Source organism: Arthrobacter sp. H35-D1 (genome assembly GCF_030063185.1).
GTDB lineage: Bacteria > Actinomycetota > Actinomycetes > Actinomycetales > Micrococcaceae > Specibacter.
Window position 1 is genome coordinate 19761 of the sequence record NZ_JASISP010000014.1, and the last position, 19891, is coordinate 39651.

General features: G+C 64.6%; 11 protein-coding genes. 8 read left to right on the top strand and 3 right to left on the bottom strand.

The genetic code is table 11. From position 1 onward, the window contains the following. The first annotated feature begins 56 nt into the window (after positions 1-56). From QMG25_RS13780 to QMG25_RS13790, 3 genes are read left to right on the top strand one after another with little or no spacing between them, the layout of a single operon-like run. Positions 57-509 (top strand): MGMT family protein, encoded by a 453-nt coding sequence (locus tag QMG25_RS13780; protein ID WP_283461153.1) that lies wholly within the window; start codon positions 57-59, stop codon positions 507-509. After that, a complete protein-coding gene (locus tag QMG25_RS13785) occupies positions 506-3826 on the top strand; it encodes an ATP-dependent helicase (protein ID WP_283461155.1) in 3321 nt (1106 codons plus the stop codon). Before QMG25_RS13780 ends, QMG25_RS13785 begins: the two co-directional genes overlap by 4 nt. Further along, complete coding sequence (locus QMG25_RS13790) at positions 3823-7278, top strand: ATP-dependent helicase (protein ID WP_283461157.1); 3456 nt, start codon at positions 3823-3825, stop codon at positions 7276-7278. The genes QMG25_RS13785 and QMG25_RS13790 overlap by 4 nt, the downstream gene beginning before the upstream one ends. Before the next feature lie 36 nt (positions 7279-7314). Here QMG25_RS13790 and QMG25_RS13795 read toward each other — a convergent pair whose 3' ends face one another. Further along, positions 7315-8643: a macrolide 2'-phosphotransferase gene (locus QMG25_RS13795; RefSeq protein WP_283461159.1), complete on the bottom strand. Its 1329-nt coding sequence runs from the start codon at positions 8641-8643 to the stop codon at positions 7315-7317. Between the two features lie 174 nt (positions 8644-8817). Here QMG25_RS13795 and nudC point away from each other — a divergent pair, with 174 nt between their 5' ends. Beyond that, positions 8818-9804, top strand: coding sequence for an NAD(+) diphosphatase (gene nudC / locus QMG25_RS13800; protein WP_283461161.1), 987 nt, complete (start codon positions 8818-8820; stop codon positions 9802-9804). After that, positions 9801-11948, top strand: coding sequence for an ATP-dependent DNA helicase UvrD2 (locus QMG25_RS13805; protein WP_283461163.1), 2148 nt, complete (start codon positions 9801-9803; stop codon positions 11946-11948). The genes nudC and QMG25_RS13805 overlap by 4 nt, the downstream gene beginning before the upstream one ends. Here the strand turns inward: QMG25_RS13805 and QMG25_RS13810 are convergent. Continuing rightward, entirely contained in the window at positions 11909-13003 is a 1095-nt protein-coding gene (locus QMG25_RS13810; RefSeq protein ID WP_283461165.1) for a ThiF family adenylyltransferase, read from the bottom strand. The two genes, QMG25_RS13805 and QMG25_RS13810, sit on opposite strands and share 40 nt — an antisense overlap. Before the next feature lie 164 nt (positions 13004-13167). Between QMG25_RS13810 and QMG25_RS13815 the strand changes: the two genes are divergently transcribed. Continuing rightward, a complete protein-coding gene (locus tag QMG25_RS13815) occupies positions 13168-13881 on the top strand; it encodes a M48 metallopeptidase family protein (RefSeq protein WP_283461166.1) in 714 nt (237 codons plus the stop codon). A 65-nt stretch (positions 13882-13946) separates the two neighbouring features. On the opposite strand, the gene QMG25_RS13820 is transcribed toward QMG25_RS13815, so the two are convergent. After that, positions 13947-15344: a zinc-dependent metalloprotease gene (locus tag QMG25_RS13820; RefSeq protein WP_283461169.1), complete on the bottom strand. Its 1398-nt coding sequence runs from the start codon at positions 15342-15344 to the stop codon at positions 13947-13949. Between the two features lie 256 nt (positions 15345-15600). Here QMG25_RS13820 and QMG25_RS13825 point away from each other — a divergent pair, with 256 nt between their 5' ends. Next, on the top strand, positions 15601-16695 hold the full coding sequence (locus QMG25_RS13825; RefSeq protein ID WP_283461172.1) for a YlbL family protein: 1095 nt from the start codon (positions 15601-15603) through the stop codon (positions 16693-16695). 123 nt (positions 16696-16818) lie between these two features. Then, the gene (locus tag QMG25_RS13830) at positions 16819-19827 is read left to right on the top strand and encodes a UPF0182 family membrane protein (RefSeq protein ID WP_283461173.1); all 3009 of its coding nucleotides are present in this window, start codon (positions 16819-16821) and stop codon (positions 19825-19827) included. Positions 19828-19891 lie beyond the last annotated feature (64 nt).

Here is a 19891-nt window from a genome sequence, read left to right on the forward strand (position 1 = left end):
GCAGGCCGGCGGAGCGGTAGACGGCAGGCCCTTGGTGGGGGAATTAAGCTTGAGTCATGCGTGAACAGTATGTGGAAGCGGTTTTGGCCGTGGCGGGGCTCATTCCGGCCGGCCGGGTCCTGTCCTATGGGGACATTGCGGTGTTGCTGGAAAATGGCGGGCCGAGGCAGGTGGGCGCCGTCATGTCCGGCCACGGCAGCGCGGTGCCCTGGTGGAGGGTCATTCGCGCCAATGGGGCAGCGCCGGTGTGCCATGAAGGGCGGGCATTGGAGCACTATGTTCAGGAGCTGACGGCGTTGCGGGGGGACACCTCGGCAGTATCAGGCTGCGGCAGGGCACCGGCGTGGCGGGTGGATGTGAAACTTGCCCGCTGGAATCCCGGCAACGGCGAGCTCGACCTCATCGACGCCATCGCCGCCCGCTTGCAGAACGACGACGGGGCGCACGGGAAGACACCGGCCGCCGCTCCAGCGCCAATGTCAGGCCCGCGTGATGGACTGGGGGCATGAGCACGCAAACAGGGCAGCATCCGGCAGGACAGAACACGCTGGCACAGCCGCACCTTGTCCTGGCACCCCCGACCGGCAGTGTGCGCAGCGCACCGCGGCTCAGCGCCGACCAGCAGACAGTGGTGGACCTGGCCCCCGGTTCCGGGCCTGTCCTGCTCTGGGGTGCCCCCGGCACCGGCAAGTCCACCGTGCTCATCGAGGCCTCGGTCAAGCGGATGGAGCACGACGGCGTCGATCCTGCAGCTGCCCTCCTGCTGGCCCCTTCCCGGCTGGCTGCCGCACGGCTGCGTGACGGCTTTAGTGCCCGCCTCACCAGGAGCCTGAGCACGTCCCCGGCCAGGACCTGGTCCTCGTACGCCTTCGACCTGCTGCGCCGCGCCAAGGTGGAAGGACGCATGCCGCACCTTGACGGTCCGCCGCGCCTCATGAGCGGCCCCGAACAGGACCTCATCATCAAGGACTTGTTGGCGGGCCACAAGTTGGGCCTGGGCACGGCCCCCGACTGGCCCGCCGAGCTGGCAGAGGCCCTGGAAACCCGAGGCTTCCGCCAGGAGATTCGCCAGCTTTTTGACCGTGTCATTGAATACGGCCTCACGCCGGAGGAACTGGCAGGACTGGGCGCCGCCAACCGGCGTCCGGACTGGGTGGCCGCCGCGTCGCTCTACCAGGAATACCGGGACGTGGTGGACTGGGGAAAATCCGGCTCCTTCGACCCGGCCGGGATCATCACGGCAGCCACCACGTTGTTGCAGCTCGACGCCGGATTCCTGGCCCGGGAACGCCAACGCCTGGCGCTGATTGTGGTGGACGACATCCAAGAAGCCAACAAGGCCGTGCATGAACTCCTGCAGCTGGTGGGCCGTGGGAAAGACGTTCTTGTTGCGGCATCTCCCGACACCGTGGTGCAGGGGTTCCGCGGCGCCCGGCCGGACCTTGTGGCTTCCCTGGCCGGCACCCTGTCCACGGACGAGAAACCCCTGCAGCAGTATGCCCTTTCCACCTCGCACCGCATGGGCAGGGAGCTGGCCGCAGCTTGGTTGGGCGTGGCGGAACGCATCTTCCAAGTGCGTGGCGGGCACAAGGCACGCGAATTGGTGTGGCCGGAGGACCCTGATGCGTTGGAAGCCGCGTCCACGGGCCCGGCAGGTGATCCGGAGCCTCGGGTGAGCGCCCACGTGGTGGCCTCGGAGGTCCATGAGCTGCGTCTGGTGGCAGAACGCATCCTGCACCTGCAGCACCTGGCCGGGCACAATCTGGGCGACATTGCTGTCATTGTGCGCACAGGATCCGCGCTGGCGGCGTTGCAAAGGTACCTGAGCTCGCAGGGCATTGCCGTCAAGGTGCCCGTCGCCGAGAACCCTGTCCGCGACGAACCGGCCGTGCGCCCCCTGCTCGAGGCGTTTGGTGCGGCCCTGAAACCTGATTTGCTCGACGCCGAAGCCTGCGTTGCACTGTTGACGTCGCGACTGGGCCGCTCCACCTCGCTGCACCTGCGCCGGTTGCGACAGGCGCTGCGGCAGCAGGAACTGCACGGCGGTGGCGGCCGGGCCAGTGATGAATTGTTGGTCGAGGCGCTGCTGAACCCGGGCAAGCTGGCGCCGTTGGGGTGGGAGGCGGCCAATGCGCGGCGCGTTGCCGCCATGCTGGCCGCCGGGCGCGACGCCGTGGCCCAGCCCGGCGCCAACGCCGAAACCGTGTTGTGGGCGCTGTGGGATGCCTGCGACACCTCGGGAACGTGGGAATCTCAGGCCCTGCGCGGCGGCCCCACCGGCATCCGCGCCGACCGGGACCTGGACGCCGTCATGGCCCTGTTCCAAACGGCCGAACGCTATGTGGACCAGCTGCCCGGCTCAAGCCCGCAACAGTTCCTTGACTATCTCCTCAGCCAGGAATTGCCCATGGACACCTTGGCGGCCCGCGCCCAGCGCGCCGATGCCGTGGAGATCCTCACGCCTGCCAGTGCGGCAGGACGGGAATGGCCAGTGGTCATAGTGGCGGGGCTGCAGGAAGGCGTGTGGCCCAATACACGCCTGCGCGGTGAGCTGCTGGGCAGCCAACTGCTGGTGGATGTGATTGAAAGCGGTGCCGAAGCCGCCCACCAGATCGATCCGGCCGCCCGACTGCGCCAGATCCGCTACGATGAACTGCGCAGCTTTGCCGCCGCCATTTCACGGGCCGGGGAAAAACTCATTTTGACGGCCGCCGCCGGGCATGACCTGCAGCCCTCGCAGTTCCTGGACCTGGCCGCACCCTTCATTCCGGTGACCGATTCCGGCGGCGAGTCCCAATACCCCGTGCGGCCGGTGGAACAGGTTCCGCGGCCCATGACGCTGCGCTCGCTCGTGGCGGAGCTGCGCCAGGAATCGGAGATGCACGCCGATCCCGAGGCGGCAGACCTGCTGGCCGTGCTGGCGGCAGAGAACATGCCCGGTGCCGATACCGAGCAGTGGTGGGGGCTGCTTCCCTTGAGCTCGGACGCACCGATCGTGGCGCCCGGGGAGCCGGTGATTGTGTCGCCGTCGAAGGTTGAAGAAGTGCTCAAGTCCCCGCTGAACTGGTTTGTCCGGGCCGCCGGGGGAGAAGCCACCACCGACTTTGCCCGCAGCCTGGGCACGCTCATCCACGCCATCGCCCAAGACATCCCCGACGGTGCCGGGCACGAATACCTGGCCGAACTGGACAAGCGCTGGCCCTTGCTGGGTCTGCCGGAGTCCTGGGAAACGGACCTTGATTACAAACGTGCCCAGGAGATGCTCGGCAAACTGGCCCAATACGTCATCGACGCCCGCATGGACGGCCGCACCCTTGTCGGCGTGGAGGAAAACTTCACTGTGGATGTGGGCGAACTGCCCGGGGGACGCACTGTGCGCCTGCGCGGGCAGGTGGACAGGCTCGAAGCCGACGCCGAGGGCCGCCTTGTTGTGGTGGACATCAAGACCGGGCGCACCAAACCCACCAAGGAACAAGTTGGCGAACACCCCCAGCTCGGCGCCTACCAGGTGGCCGTCACCGCCGGCGGCTTCGAGGAACAAGCCCGGGCCGCCGGGCTGCTTGGCGGGGTAACCGGAGGCGGGGTTTCGGGCGGGGCTGCGCTGCTGCCGCTGGGCGACGGCACCAAGGGCGTGAAAACCCAGGACCAGGTTGCCATGGTGGCAGGCGCGGAGAACGATCCCACGCTCAAGGTCATGGAGGCTGCCCTGCTCATGGCACAAGCCGCTTTCCCTGCCCGCCACGGCTCCGACTGGTCCTCCCGCAACGGCTGCCCCCTGCCCACCATTTGCCCGCTGTGCCCGGAAGGGAAACAAATCACCGAATGAACCTTTTACAGCCGCTGACACCCTACGAGCTGGCCGAGCTCCTGGAGCAGCGCCCGCCCACGCCCGAACAGGCCGGCATCATCTGCTCGCCCCTGGAGCCGCTGCTGGTCATCGCCGGGGCCGGCTCCGGCAAGACCACCACCATGGCGGACCGCGTCGTGTGGCTGGTGGCCAATGGGCTGGTGCTGCCCGAGGAAATCCTCGGCGTCACCTTCACCCGCAAGGCCGCCGGCGAACTGGCCTCGCGGATCCGCGGGCAGCTGGCCAAGCTGGGAACCCTTGCCCGCTCCGGCGAGGTGGAATTGGCACCGGCCGCCGCAGCCAGGGATGCCCTTGAGCCCAAGGTGTCCACCTACCATTCCTACGCCAGCGGAATCGTCACCGACTATGGCCTGCGGCTGGGCATTGAGCGCGACGCCGTGGTGCTGGGTGCCGCCGAGGCGTGGCAGCTGGCCAGTGAGGTGGTGGAAGCGCACGACGGCGCCCACGAACACTTCACGGCCGCCAAATCCACGCTCATCCAATCGGTCATGGACCTTGCCGGGGAATGCGCCGAACATTTGCAGGACCCGGAAGATGTGGTGGCAACCCTCGACGCGTTTGTGGAGCGGTTTCAGGCCCTGCCCCACATTGCCGAAACCACCAAGCCGCGCACCGCTGCCGTGACGAAGCAGCTCGATGTGCTGCGCACGCGAACGTCGGTGGCCGGACTGGTGCAAAAATATGCGGAGGCCAAGCGGCGCCGCAACGTCCTGGACTACGGCGACCTGGTGGCCCTGGCCGCCCGCATCGCCAAGGACGTTCCCCATGCGGAGCAGATGGAACGCCAGCGCTACAAAGTGGTGCTGCTGGATGAATTCCAGGACACCTCACACGCCCAATTGCAGCTTTTTGCCAAGCTTTTTGGTGCCGGCCATCCCGTCACCGCAGTAGGGGACCCGCACCAATCCATTTACGGCTTCCGCGGCGCCTCGGCCGGCCAGCTGTTCCGGTTCCCGGAGATTTTCCGCAAGGCAGACGGTGGATACGCGCCCACGGCCGAACTGACCATTGCGTGGCGGAACTCGGCACACATCCTCTCCGCCGCGAATGTCATGTCTGCCGAGCTCACCGGAGCACAGACCCGCAAGGCCAACGCCAAGCTGGCCGCCGGTCTCTCCGCGGAGGAACGTGCGGCAGCCGGGCCCAGCGTGGTGGTGTCCGCACTGCGTGAAAAACCCAACGCCCCCGACGGTGAAGTGTTGCTGGCCCGCTACAAGACTGTCCTGACGGAGGCGGAGGCCATTGCGGAACAGATCCTTGACCGCAAGGGCGACTTCACCCACCGCAGGGGTGCCCAGGGCGAGATGACAGTGGCCGTGCTGTGCCGCCGTCGTGCACAGTTTTCTGCCCTGCAGTCGGTGTTTGAGGCCCGCGGCATCCCCTATGAAATCGTGGGGTTGGGCGGGTTGCTCGGCACTCCTGAAATCGTGGACCTCGTGGCGACTTTGCGGGTATTGGCCGACCCCGGACGCTCGGATGCACTCATGCGGTTGCTGACGGGCGCGCGGTGGCGGATTGGCCCGGCCGACCTCATGGCCTTCGCCGACTGGGCGCGGTACTTGGCCCGGCGCCGGGAATGGGCTGCACGGCACAAAGTGGACTTCGACGTTGCCGCAGTGCAGGGCACTGAGGTCGCCGAGGCCGCTGGGCGCCCCGGGTTCTCCGGTGTGGCGGAAGAACCGGAGGCACCCGAAGCCGTCGTGACGGCGGATCTGGTGGACGCCTCGTCGCTGGTGGAGGCGCTGGACTATCTCGGCACCGACTTCTGGCCGGAGGCGGCACGGCCGCTCAGCGAGGTGGCCAGGACCCGGCTGCTGGCCTTGCGCGACGAGCTGCGCGTACTGCGCACGTTCGTCGGGGAGGACCTTTCCAATCTCCTCGGGGTGGTGGAGCGGACCATGCTCCTTGACATTGAGCTGGCCGCCAAGCCGGGTGCAAGCATCCACCACGCCCGGCGCCACCTCGACGCCTTTGCCGATGCGGCAACCACCTTCATGCAGGCCGCGCAGAGAGTTGACTTGGACGCGTTCCTCGGCTGGCTTGAAACAGCCGAATCCGAGGAGGGCGGGCTGGAAATGACAGCGGTGGAAAGCAACCCCGACGCCGTGGCGCTGCTGACAGTGCACGCCTCCAAGGGCCTTGAATGGGACGTGGTGTTTGTGCCAGGCATGAACGCCGGCGCATTTCCCAGCGCCCGTGCCGACAGGTGGAGCACGGGCGCCAAGTCGCTGCCCTGGCCGCTGCGCGGGGACAGTGGAGACCTGCCCGTCTGGGATACGGACGTGGCGGATGCGAAAAGCCTGATGGACAACGAGAAATTCTTTGCCGCCGACGTGCTGTTGCACGGCGAGGAGGAAGAGCGGCGCCTGGCCTATGTGGCCTTTACCCGGGCACGGGAGTTCCTCATGTGCTCAAGCACCGTGTGGGGCAACGGAAAGAAGCCATTGGCGCCGTCGCCTTTCCTGACGGAATTGCTGGGGCTGACCGAAGGAGCCGGCCACAGCGCAGCCATTGCCGTGTGGAGCGAAGACCCGGAGGAAGGCAGCGAGAACCCCGTCAGCGCAGGTTCCGAAAGCGCCGAGTGGCCGTACGACCCGCTCAATGGACCAGACATTGTGGGCCGGCCAGGTGTGGCTGCACGGACAGGACGCCGGGAGAATGCGGAACGCTCTGCCGCGGCCGTTGCGGCCGCCGCCGAACTGCCGGCGCAGCAACCGGGCAGCGCGCCGTTCCTCGCAGCCCATCCGCGATGGGGGACGGAGGCCAGCGTGCTGCTGGCTCAGGAACAAGTGGAATCCGAACAGTTGCGCGTGGAATTGCCTCCGCACATTTCAGCGTCACGACTGGTTGCCCTCGGCGAAGACCCGGAAAAGGTCACCCGCGCCATGCGACGCCCCGTGCCCACCAAGCCCCGCATGGCGGCACGCAAGGGAACGGCGTTCCACTCCTGGATCGAAGAGTATTTTGCCACGACCGGCCAGTTCGACTTTGACGAAACACCCGGCGCCGACGCCCATGTTGACGAAGCCTACGACCTGGCCCGGATGCAGGACACATTCAAGAACTCGGCCTGGGCTGCCAGAACTCCGGCCGAGCTGGAAGTGCCCATTGAAACAAGGGTTGCCGACGTTGTGGTGCGTGGCCGCATCGATGCCGTGTTCCGCGACGACGACGGCGGCTGGGACCTGATCGACTGGAAAACCGGCAAAGTGCCTTCGAAGGCGCAGCTGGCAGTGCGCGGCGTCCAGCTTGCCGTGTACCGGCTGGCGTGGTCCCGGCTGAAGGACGTTCCGCTGGAGCAGGTGCGGGCAGCGTTTTACTACGTGGGGCAGGACACGCTCATCCGTCCCGTGGACTTGGCCGGGCAACAGGAACTGGAGAGAATTGTCACCGGGGCCTACACCGTGTGAGACGGTGCACGGTGGTACGCAGCGCGGGAAGCGCGGCTAGCTTTCGCGCTTGAGTGGAATGACCTTCAGTGCCGTGGTGTCCACATCCGTGGTCTCGGCATTCGTTGGGTCCGCGTCGCTGGATTCAGCGTCGCTGTCGGCAGCCGACTTCTCAGCCGCTGTCATGTCGGAAGCAGTCTTTTCCGCGGCTGTCGTGTCGACAGTCGGCTTGCCCTTGGCTGCGCCGGCAGCAGAGCTTGCCGAGTCGGCTGTAGCACCGGCCGCGCTGCTGTCCGCTTTGTCGGCGTCGGCACTGGACTTGGCATTGGCCTTTGCATCAGCGTTGGCCTGTGCATCGGCGCTGGGCTTCGCGCCGGCGTCGGGCACAATTTCAGCAACAACCGGCTTGGTCTTGGCGGGAGGCTGGGCAGGGGCAACCTGCCGGGCTGCAGGCGGTTCGGCGCTGATGGCCTGGCCGCCATGCTCGGCAATGTCCGCTTCAAGGGTGTGCAGCATGGTTTCTGCATCCTCCACCATGCGGGCACTGTCGGCGGCATAGCCCTTGACAAGCCATTGGGCCAGCGCAAATTCAGCGCTGAGGGCAGCTCGGCGCAGCAGGTGCGGATCCGGGGTCTCATGGCGGGCCGCGGAATAGGCCTCCATGACGGCGTCGACAAAACTAGGTTCGTGGACGGCAACCAGCCACGCAAAGTCGTCGGCAGGGTCTCCGATCCGCAGTTCGGTCCAGCCAATGACGGCAGTGACCTGGTCGCCGTCGAGCAGAATATTATCCTCATGCAGGTCGCCGTGGACCACACAGGGATTGAAGCGCCACAGCCCCACATCCTCCATGGCGTGCTCCCAGCGGCGCAGCAGCGCCGGCGGGATCTTGCCGGTGGTGGCCGACTGGTCCAGTTCGTTGAGCTTGCGCTGGCGGAACTCGTTGGCCGTGTAGCTGGGCAGGTCATGGGTTGTGACAAGGCCCTGCGGGAGATCGTGGATGGCGGCAATGGCCGTGCCAATTTCCAAGGCCAAGGCGGCGCTTCCGCCAGCCAAATACTCCACCGATTCGGCCTTGCCGGGAATGTGCGAGTACACAAAAGTGATCAATTCGCCTTGGCGAACGGTCCCGGCGACGGTGGGCAGCAGGAAGGGCAGTTCGGCCCGGATGCCGGGGGAGAAGGCACGCAAAACCTGGCGCTCGGTTTCCAACCGGGTGCTGGCCTCGGCATGGCGAGGGGAGCGGACCCGCCAGCGGCGCTTTTCCGAATCCACCAACAACGCAGAGCTGAAATCAGCTGCGTCGTCGGGTTCCGGGCCAAACGCCGTGACATTGAGTCCGGGCACAGCGGCGCTGGCGACGGCGGCCAATTCGATTGCAGTCATTCTTCTCACCCCTCCACCGTAGAACGCGAAAGCACCAACTCCGCGCCGCTGGGACGGCGAGTCGCAAGAAGTCCTGACCGCAGGGGCTCCCTTCGGCTGTGCGGCGGCGCCGGGTTGTCCACAATCACGTGCCCTTGAATATAAAAATCGGGCACGGATGCGTACGGTATAAACATGCTGACATCCAATCCGTCCCCAGAAACCGTGCTTGATCGGCAATGTGAACAGCGCACCGAGCCGGGGTATCTGGCGGCGGTGCTGGGGACCGCCGAATACCGGGTGGTGGTTTTTCACAGAGGCCGGGCCCTCATGGTCGGAGCAGCCTTGGCATATCTTGACCCTGCCTGCCTTGACCCGGTGTATCGAGACCTTGCCGGGGACGTGCTGCCCCTCGGAGGCACCCACGTTTACCTCGGAAAGGTGGGGCCTGGCCAGCAACACAGCTTGGCGGCAGCCACCGACATTGTGCTGCTTTCGCTGCCGCTTGATGCGCTGGATGAGAGCGCCGAGGAACTGTCATGGATTCCCTCGGGTGCCGTGTTTGCCGGATACCGGGATGTTGCGCAAGACCTCCACGCGGTGGATGCCCAAGTATTCGTGGAAGCCCAGGCAGTTGCGCAATGGCACGCCAGCCATGTGCGCTGTCCGCGGTGCGGGAGTCCCACCGAGGCGCAGTCCTCGGGTTGGATGCGCCGCTGCACCGCCGACGGTTCGCAACACTTCCCGCGCACCGATCCTGCAGCCATTGTGGCGATCGTGGGTGCAGACGATCGAATCCTGTTGGCCAACAACTTCGCATGGAACGAGAACAGGTACTCAACAGTTGCCGGCTTTGTTGAGGCCGGTGAGAGCGCGGAGCAGGCGGCAGTGCGCGAAATAGCCGAGGAAGTCGGCGTTCATCTTCACTCTTTGGCATATTTTTCCTCGCAGGCCTGGCCGTTCCCACGTTCCTTGATGTTCGGATTCATCGGTTACACCGATGACACCGAAGCAACTCCGGACCGAACCGAAGTCAGGGCTGTCCGTTGGTTTGACCGAGAAGAGCTGCAAACTGCCGTGCTGGGCGGCCACGCCGTGATCTCGCACCGGGCCTCCATTGCCCGTTCCCTCATAGAGCACTGGTACGGCGGCCCCATTCTGGAACCCGGTGAACAAGCATGAGCTTTGACCCGCGCCAATCAGGGCTGCCGGTGATGGATGAACGCACAGCCGAGGAGCGCATCCTGGCCGGGCTGGACGAGGAGCAGCGCACAGTTGCCACCACGTTGAACGGACCACTGTGTGTTTTGGCAGGTGCCGGCACGGGCAAGACCCGGGCCATCACCCACCGTATCGCCTACGGCGTGCACACGGGTGTCTACAATCCCAACCGCCTGCTGGCCGTGACGTTCACGGCCAGGGCAGCCGCTGAAATGCGGACCCGTCTGCGCGACCTCGGCGTGGGCACCGTCCAAGCCCGCACGTTCCACGCCGCCGCACTGCGGCAGCTGCAGTATTTCTGGCCGCACGCCGTCGGGGGTCAGCTGCCGGGTCTGCTTGACCACAAGGCACAAACCATCGCCGAGGCCGCCCGCCGGCTGCGCCTGCCCACCGACAGGGCCGCAATCCGGGATCTGGCAGCTGAAATCGAGTGGGCCAAAGTTTCCATGCTGACTCCCGAGACGTATCTGCTCAAGGCAGTGGATCGAGGGGAGCCCGGCGGACTGGACAAGGTGGCCGTGGGTCGGCTTTTTCAAGCCTATGAGGATGTGAAGGCGGACCGGAACCAGATCGATTTTGAGGATGTTCTGCTGATCACGGTGGGCATTTTGCAGGAGGATCCGCGCGTGGCCGCCACGGTCCGGGACCAGTACCGGCACTTTGTGGTTGACGAGTACCAGGACGTTTCCCCGCTCCAGCAGCGCATGCTTGATTTGTGGCTGGGCGGGCGCGACGAGCTTTGCGTCGTGGGCGATGCCAGCCAGACCATTTACTCCTTTACCGGGGCCACGCCGCGGCACCTGCTGGACTTCCCCAAGCACTACCCCGATGCGAAGCTGGTCAAGCTGGTGCGCGACTATCGATCCACGCCCCAAGTGGTGGGACTGGCCAATTCACTGCTGGGCAACCGGCGCAGCGGCGGGCTCAGCGCCGACGCCTTGTGGTCGGCTCCGTTGGAACTGTTGGCCCAGCGTCCCAGCGGGCCGTCGGCGGAATTCATGGAATGCAGCGACGACGAAGCTGAGGCAGCCGCCGTCGCAGCAAGGATCAAGACTCTGATGGGGCACGGCACGGCCGCCAGCGAAATTGCCGTGCTGTTCCGCACCAATGGCCAGTCCGAAGCCTACGAACAAGCGCTGACGGCGGCCGGTGTCGGCTACCAGCTGCGCGGCGGGGAACGCTTCTTCGCCCGCAAGGAAGTCCGCGACGCCATGCTGCAGTTGCGGGCCGCTTCGCGGGCTGCCGAGGACGAACCGCTGGGGCAGCTGGTGCGCGATGTCCTCAGCAACCTGGGCTACCAAGGCGAGGCCCCCAAGACCGGCGGCGCCGTGCGGGAACGCTGGGAGTCGCTCGCGGCCATTGTGGCGTTGGCCGATGAACTGGTGGTTTCGCGCAGCACGCCCGAGCACACCTTCACCGTGATCGACTTCGTGGCTGAACTGCAGGAACGCACGTCGGCCCAACATGCACCCACTGTCCAAGGCGTGACGCTGGCATCGCTGCACTCGGCCAAGGGCTTGGAGTGGGATGCGGTATTCCTGGTAGGGCTCAGCGAGGGACTCATGCCCATTTCCTTTGCGGACACCCCGGAGACCGTTGACGAGGAAAGGCGCCTGCTGTACGTGGGAATCACCCGTGCCCGGGAATTCCTGAATTTCTCCTGGTCCACGGCACGCACCCCGGGCGGGCGGGCCAATCGCAAGCCATCCCGCTTCCTTGACGGGTTGCGTCCCAACTCGGTGGGTGGGGCGCCCAGCGGCCCGCGCCAGGCAACCACACGCAAGTCGCGCAAGGCTGCCGGACCTTCCGTGTGCCGGGTGTGCGGGAAGATCCTCAACACGGGGGCCGAACGCAAGGTGGGGCGCTGCCCCGACTGTCCGCCCGGCTATGACGAGGTTACTTTTGCGCAATTGCGTGAATGGCGGCTGGCCGAATCGTCCTCTGCCGCCGTGCCCGCCTTTGTGGTGTTCACCGATGCCACCTTGATGGCCATCGCCGAGGCGGCACCGCAGGACCTCGACGCATTGGCAGCATTGCCCGGCGTGGGTCCTTCCAAGTTGGAACGCTACGGCGACGCTGTGCTGGGGATCGTGGCCAAGGACTGATTTTGCCACTGGCACCCGCAATCGGGATGGGCGTGAAAGTCCTGCTGCGTCCAACGGCCGTTGTCAGGGTGGAAGGTCATGACCGAGGACCAGGAACTTGGCTGGTTGACTGCGTCGAGAAACAGCAGGACCTGTGCTGCTGCCGTGCCTGCCAGAGTTGTGGCAAGGGCCGCGTTCTCCAACAATTCGGCCAAGGGCCTGCGATCCGCCGACGGCTCGGGGGCCGAGGCGAGCTGGCTGCACACTTCAAGCCACAGGGGGTCGTGGACGCTGCGGTGCCGCTCAACACATTCAGCGCAAGCAGTAACTCCCGGCACCACCAGCGGGCCCACCGTTCCGTCCTGCTCGCGAACCAGCACCAGCAGGTGGGGACGCTCGCCGGCCATGAAGCGGGCCGCGGTTGCGGCCGGAACAGCGTCGTGGCCCACCACAACGGCAAGGTCAAGGCACCGCAGGCTGGGACCTCCTGCCCCGCCGTCGTGCACAATGTGCGCCTGGCAACCCGGATCGAGCCGCAACAAGTGCCTGCGCACGGCCACTGAACGGGCCAGGCCAATGTCGCTGAGGGTGAAGGAACCGGGACCAATGTCGGTTGCCGCGACGGGGAAGTCGTCTTCAAGCAGGATGGTTCCCACCCCGGCACTGACAAGCACAGCGGCCAGGGCTGCCCCCGTGCGTCCCAAGCCGATCAGGTGGATGACGCCGCGCTCCCGCCGGGTCATGAAGCCCTGGCACGGGCTCTGGTGCAGGCCCAGGAGAGCGGACCGTTCCGGCTGCAACCGCTCGGCCCTGAAACCTTGTGTGTGAAGTTCAGCGTCGCTAAAGAGCAGACCGGCCAGCTTGGCACAGATTTCCCGGGCCCGGTGCTTCTCCACCCCGAGGGCGACCGCCCGTGCCGGGACCTGGGCGTCGGAGATCCCTTGGCGCAGGGCCTGCACAAAGGCCAGCTCGGAATCCAGCAGGCCCTCAAGAATCAGGCCGCCGGACCCCACCCCGATCTGAACGCCGTGCGGCCCACGGCGCACCATGCGCAACCCTGGATTGATGGTGGTCATGGCAGCCTCCCGCAGCAACGTTGTCCCGGTTCCCCAATGGTTCCCCCAATCACGATCATGGCACCTTGCACGTTTCCATGCGCCGGGTTATCCACAGGGTGCAGTTCTCCACAATCCGCCCCTGTGGTGGTGCGGGGAATGCCCAATGCCTGTAGCGTCGAAGCATGGCAGCACGATCAGCACAGCATGCACCCGCGGCAGCGCATTCACCGGCAGCGCGTTCACTGGCGGCGCAGCGCCGACCGCCCGTCGGACGGGGTGCCCCGGGGCCGTTGGGCGACTCATTCTCGATTCACACGCTCAGCAATGGGGAGCGCGTTGTTGTCAGGCGCACGGCCAGGCGAAAGACCGGACTCGCAGCGTTCTGGGAAGCCGGGCAGGCCGTCATTGCCGTGCCGGCCAGGCTGACGTTGGAGGATGAAAAGTACTGGGTGCCGCGCATGGTGGCCAAGCTTGAACAGGGCACGCGCTCGCAGGCCGGCCGGCCGGGGATTCCTGCCTGTGACGACGCGCTCATGCAGCGCAGCCTGAAACTTTCGACAAAATACCTGGGTGCACGCGCCGACCCGGTATCCGTCCGGTGGGTGCAGAACCAGAATAGTCGGTGGGGTTCAGCCACGCCTGCGCGCAGGACCATCCGAATCTCACACCACGTGCAGGGCATGCCCGAATGGGTGCTCGACTATGTGTTGTTGCACGAACTGGCCCACTTGATCCACGCCAACCACAGCCCGGCCTTTTGGGCTGAGCTGGCCAGCTACCCGCAGGTGGAGATGGCCAAGACATTTTTGGATGGCGCCTCGTTTGCCGCCTCCCGGAACATCAGCGGCATGGAAGGCGGCATGGTGGACAACGTGGACGAAGCAGTGGACGGCTGAGATTCCCGGACGGGCCGGTCAGTGTCTGTCCACTTCTGGGCGCCTGTCCACGTCTGAGGGACGTTCTACTTGTCCGTGTCTGGTTCCTGTTGGGCAGGCCCGTCTGGTTCGTTGTTGTCGTCGTTGGTTTCGAAGCCGCCGTCGAGAAGCTTGGCAAGGGCTGCATCCACGTCGGCTTCGGACGCGTCTTCGGCGCTGCGGCGGGCGCTGAAGCCTGCAGCATCGTCAAGGTCCGCAGCGGTGGGGAGCAGGTCCGGGTGCGCCCAGATCGCGTCACGTCCAACGATCCCGCGCTGCTCTGTCAGCGAAGCCCACAGGGCAGCTGCCTCGCGGAGTCTGCGCGGACGCAGTTCCAAGCCGACCAGGGAACCAAACGCGTGTTCGGCCGGGCCACCGGTTGCGCGGCGGCGGCGGATCGTTTCACGGATGGCCGCTGCAGCGGGCAAATTAGCGGCTGCTGCAAAGGTCAACTCGTCAACCCAGCCTTCAACGAGGGCCAGCGCGGTCTCCAACTTGGCCAAGGCGGCGTCCTGCTCGGGTGTGCGGGCCGGCATGAAGACGCCCTCAGACAGTGCAGCTTGCATGGCTTCGGGATTGGAAGGGTCGAGGTTGTGGGCGAGGTTTTCAATCCGGGACATGTCGATGTGAATGCCGCGGGCGTACGACTCGATAGCTCCCAACAAGTGCCCGCGCAGCCACGGCACCTGCACAAATAGGCGGGCATGGGCGGCTTCGCGCAGGGCCAGGAACAAACGGATTTCCTGCTCGGGCACTTCAAGGCCTTCGCCAAACGCCTTGACGTTGGCCGGCAGCAGGGCCATCTGCAGATCGGCCAGCGGGATGCCAATGTCAGTGGATCCAAGCACTTCCTTGGACAGTGCGCCCACGGCTTGTCCCAACTGCAGCCCAAACAGGGCTCCGCCCATGTTCTGCATCATGGAGGAGGCGTCGCCCATCATGGACTTCATCTCTTCCGGCAGCTGCTCGTTCATTGCCGTGGAAATGGCGAAGGCAATGCTGTTGGCCACCGGCTCGGTTAGCCGCTGCCACGTGCCAAGCGTTTCCTCCACCCATTCGGCGCGCGACCAGGCACGGCCAATGATGGACGTCGCAGCAAGGTCGGTGAGCGGGTCGAGCCACATTTCGGCGAGGCGCAGCGCCTCATCAACTTCATGTTGCTGGGCAGGGGTGACAGAAGGGTCGTCCCCGGCAGCGGCCTTGCGCGCCGCGTCGTGGGCAAGGTCCCAGTTCACGGGGGTGTCCGAGGAACCGCTCATCATGGACTGAACCTGGGAGAACATTTGCGCCAGTGCTTCGGGATCCGAAGGGAGTCCTGCCGCCTTGGCCAGTTCCGCCGGGTCAAAGCCCTCCATGCCTTGTCCGCCCATAAGGTTGGCGAGCATTTCCTGAAGGGGATCCTTTGGAGTATCGTCGTCGTCGTTGTTGGCTGGTGTGGAAGACATGATGGCCCGATCGTTGGCATGGACGCTGAATAGTTTCACGTTACCGCCGTCGTCCGGCGTTGTCGCCCCGTGGCAGGGCCCTGTTCGCTCTAGGCAAAGGGTTCTGGTGCCGCCCCCGCCACCGCGGGGCATTCAGTGCCAACTCCCAGCACCGGTAGAAGCACAGTGCAGCTTGAAGCAGTAGGCTTGGCATTCGGTGCCCGTGGTTCGCGTGGGTGCCGGCGCGACCCGGGAGAGCTTGGAAAGGTCTTTAGTTTTGAGTCAGGACGTTGTAGCATCTGCGAGCCCGCCCACGGCCGTCCGCGACCCCAGGTTCTCCATGATGATGGTTTCCGGGGTGGTGGCAGTGGTGCTTGCTGTGGCGGCCATGACCCTTCCCGTTCCATACGTGGTTGAATCGCCGGGCCCGGCCATCAACACGATTGGCGAGATCGACGGCGCGCCCATCATCACCGTTTCCGGCCATGAAAGCTTCCCTTCGAACAGCGGCAGCCTGGATCTGACCACTGTGCACCTGACTGGTGGCTTGCCCGACAGCCGCATCAGTTTCTTCGATGCACTCAAGGCCTGGCTCACGCCGTCGCACACGCTGTACCCTGAAGAGCTCATCTATGCGCCCGGGGTCAGCCAGGAGACCGTCAACAGCGAGAACTCCGCCGCCATGACAGGGTCGCAGGAAAACGCCACAGCGGCTGCCATGAACGCACTGGGCATCGACTTTAAATCAAACCTGGCCGTGGCGTCGATCCCGGAAGGCGGCGCCGCGTCGGGCATCCTCAAGCCCGACGACGTCATCCTCGCCATTGGAGGGAAGCAGGTGAGCGCCTTGAAGGACATCCAGTCCGTGCTGGCCGAAGGTGCCGGCGCAGCTGTGGACCTGCAAATCCGTCGCGCCGGCAAGGACATGAATGTCTCGGTGACCCCGAAGAAGGGCAATGACGGCAAATATCTACTGGGAATCGTTCTGCAAAACACCTTCAAGTTCCCCTTCGATGTACAGATTTCCCTCGAGAACATCGGTGGTCCCAGCGCGGGGATGATCTTTGCCCTGGGCATCATGGACAAGCTGACCCCCGGGGAGCTCACCGGCGGCGAACGGTTCGCCGGCACGGGTACCATCGACCCGGAGGGGAATGTCGGTGCGATTGGCGGCATTGCCCAAAAGATGGTCGGTGCCCATGAGAACGGAGCGGTCTATTTCCTGGCCCCCGCCGCCAACTGCGGCGACGTGGTGGGCCATGTGCCCGAGGGGCTGCAGGTTATCAAGGTCAATACGATCAAGGAAGCCTACGATGCAGTGTCCCTTATTGGTACCGGCGAGGACGGTTCAGCCCTGCCAACTTGCACCTAACGATTGAACACCCGCCAGTAACGATTGTGCATCATGTGGAACTCGGGCCACGCACCATTCGTGGCACAAGATATGAAGCACCCGGCAACTATTCATAAACATCTGTTGAGTAAGAGGTAGAGAGTGACATCCCGACCATCCCCGTCGCCGAACGAAACCGTCAGGCCCAAGCGTCGCAGCGCGTTGTTGCCCACCATTATTGTGGTGGCGGCGCTGGTGGTTGGCTTGGTGATTTTCTCCGGAATTTACACGGACATGCTCTGGTTTGACCAGCTCGGCTTTGCCGGCGTGTTTTGGAAAGAACGCATTGCCAAGCTGCTGATTTTCCTGGCAGGTTTCCTGGTCATGGCACTGGCCGTGTATTTCTCCATCCGCGTCGCTTACAAGGCCCGCCCCGTGTATGCCCCCGACAGCGCCCATGAGGACAACCTCAACCGCTACCAAGCACAGCTTGAACCGGTGCGTCGGGTCGTGATGCTGGGCGTGCCCATTGTCTTCGGCCTGTTTGCCGGGACGGCGGCCATGGCCCAATGGGACAAGGTCATGCTGTTCTTGTACCGCGTCCCGTTTGGTTCCACGGACCCACAATTTGGGCTGGACGTGAGCTTTTACACCAACACGCTGCCGTTTTTGGGCCTCCTGACGGGGATGCTCATCAGCGCCACGGTGATTGCGTTCATTGCCGGGGTTCTCACCCACTACCTCTACGGTGCCATCCGCCTGACGGAACGCGGCATCTTCACCTCCCGCGGCGCCCAGATCCACATCGCCATCTTGGCCGGAGTCTTCTTGCTGTTGTTGGGTGCCAACTTCTGGTTGGGCCGGTTTGCCACCCTGCAAGACAACAGCGGCTACCGCGCCGGAGCCATGTTCACCGACGTCAACGCAGTGATCCCCACCAAGGCCATCTTGGCCGCCGCCGCAATCATTGTGGCCATCCTGTTCATCGTGGCCGCTTTCCTGGGCAAATGGAAGCTGCCCTTGATTGGCACGGGCATGCTGGTTGTCACCGCCATTGTGGCCGGGGGCATCTACCCGTGGGCCATCCAGCAATGGCAGGTGAAGCCGTCCGAAGGCAACGTGGAGCTCCCCTACATTGCGCGCAATATCGATATGACGCGCCAGGCGTACGGACTTTCCGGAATGGAAGTGACGCCTTACAACGCCACCACGACGGCGACTCCCGGTGCACTGCGCCAGGACGCCGACACGGCGGCAAGCATCCGGTTGCTTGACCCGAACCTGATTTCATCCACCTTTGCCCAGCTTGAGCAGTACCGTCCGTACTACAAGTTCCCGAAGACCCTGAGCGTCGACAGGTACGCTATTGAAGGCAAGGTCCAGGATGTCGTGATCGCCGTGCGCGAGTTGGATCCCAACGGAATCAACCCGGACCAGCAGAGCTGGTACAACCAGCACCTGGTCTACACGCACGGTTATGGCGTGGTTGCTGCCAAGGGAAACACCGTCACCTCCGACGGCAAGCCCGTGTTCCTGCAATCGGGTGTCCCCTCCAAAGGTGTTTTGGGCACCGACACCAGCTATCAGCCGCGGATTTACTTTGGCCAGTCAAACAGCGATTACTCAATTGTGGGCGCGCCCAAGGGCACCGCACCCATTGAGTTGGACCGCCCCACGGGCAACACCCCCACCACCGCTACGGACAACCCCGCCGATGAGTCGCTGACAACCTTTGAAGGCAAGGCCGGACCCAGCGTGGGCAACTGGTTCAACCGTCTGATGTATGCCATGAAGTTCCAGTCCTCGGACCTGCTGCTGACAAACGGCGTCAATGAGAGCTCGCAGATTCTTTACGACCGCACCCCGGCCGAACGTGTTGCCAAGGTTGCTCCGTACCTGACCCTGGATGGCTCCCCCTATCCGGCCATTGTTGACGGGAAAGTCAAGTGGATTGTGGACGGTTACACCACCAGCTCCAACTACCCGTACTCGCAGCAGCAACAGCTTCAGGAAGCCACCACGGATTCCCTGACCACCGCTGGCGGCACCGGAGCACTTCCGAATGCGTCGGTGAACTATATCCGCAACTCCGTCAAGGCAACAGTGGACGCCTATGACGGTTCGGTTGAGCTGTTCGCCTGGGATGCCGAGGACCCCATCCTGAAAGCGTGGCAAAAAGTTTTCCCCACCAGTGTCAAGCCGTTCACGGAGATGTCCGCAGATGTCATGTCCCATGTGCGCTACCCGGAAGACCTGTTCAAGGTACAGCGTGAACTGTTGGGCCGTTATCACGTAACCGATCCCACGAACTTCTTCAAGAACACGCTGGCGTGGAGCGTCCCCGACGACCCCACCACCAAGGCCGTGGACAAGCAACCGCCCTATTACCTGTCGTTGAAGATGCCCGGGGCGGACAAGGCTGCGTTCTCCCTCACCACGGACTTCATTCCCCAGGAAGTTAAAAACACCGACTCCCGCAACATTCTGTACGGTTTCATGGCTGCCAATGGTGACGCCGGCAATGTCAAGGGTGTCAAGAGCCCCGACTACGGGAAGTTGCAGCTGCTTCAATTGCCTGATGCCACGCAGGTGCCGGGACCGGGGCAGGTGCAAAACACCTTCCAGTCCGATCCCACGGTTTCAGAACAGCTGAACGTGCTTAAGCTGGGGCAATCCGACGTCATCAACGGCAACTTGCTCACGCTGCCCATGGGCGGGGGAATGCTGTATGTGCAGCCTGTCTACGTCAAGTCCACGGGCTCGACGTCGTACCCCACCTTGCAGCGCGTGCTCGTCGCCTTTGGGGACAAGATTGGTTACGCGGCAACCCTGAACGAGGCACTGGACAAGCTCTTTGGCGGCGACTCCGGTGCTGTGGCAGGCGACGCAGGCGTCAAGAAGGAGACCGGTACAGGTGGCAGCTCCACCGAGGGCGGCACCAAAGTGCCGGCGGGCGGCAGCAGCGCGGCGCTGTCCAAGGCGCTCGATGATGCTAACACTGCAATAAAGGATGGCCAGGCAGCGCTGGCCAAGGGTGATTTCACCGCTTACGGGGCAGCTCAAAAGCGCTTGGAAGCCGCGATCAGCGCAGCGATCGCAGCTGAAGGGACGGCGGCCGCACCCGCCGCACCGTCAGCGGCACCCAGCGCGGAGCCAAGCACCAAACCCTAGCTCCGCCGTCGCGCATGTGGCGCAGAAGGGCCCGGTGCCGGAAGGCGGCCGGGCCCTCTTTGCA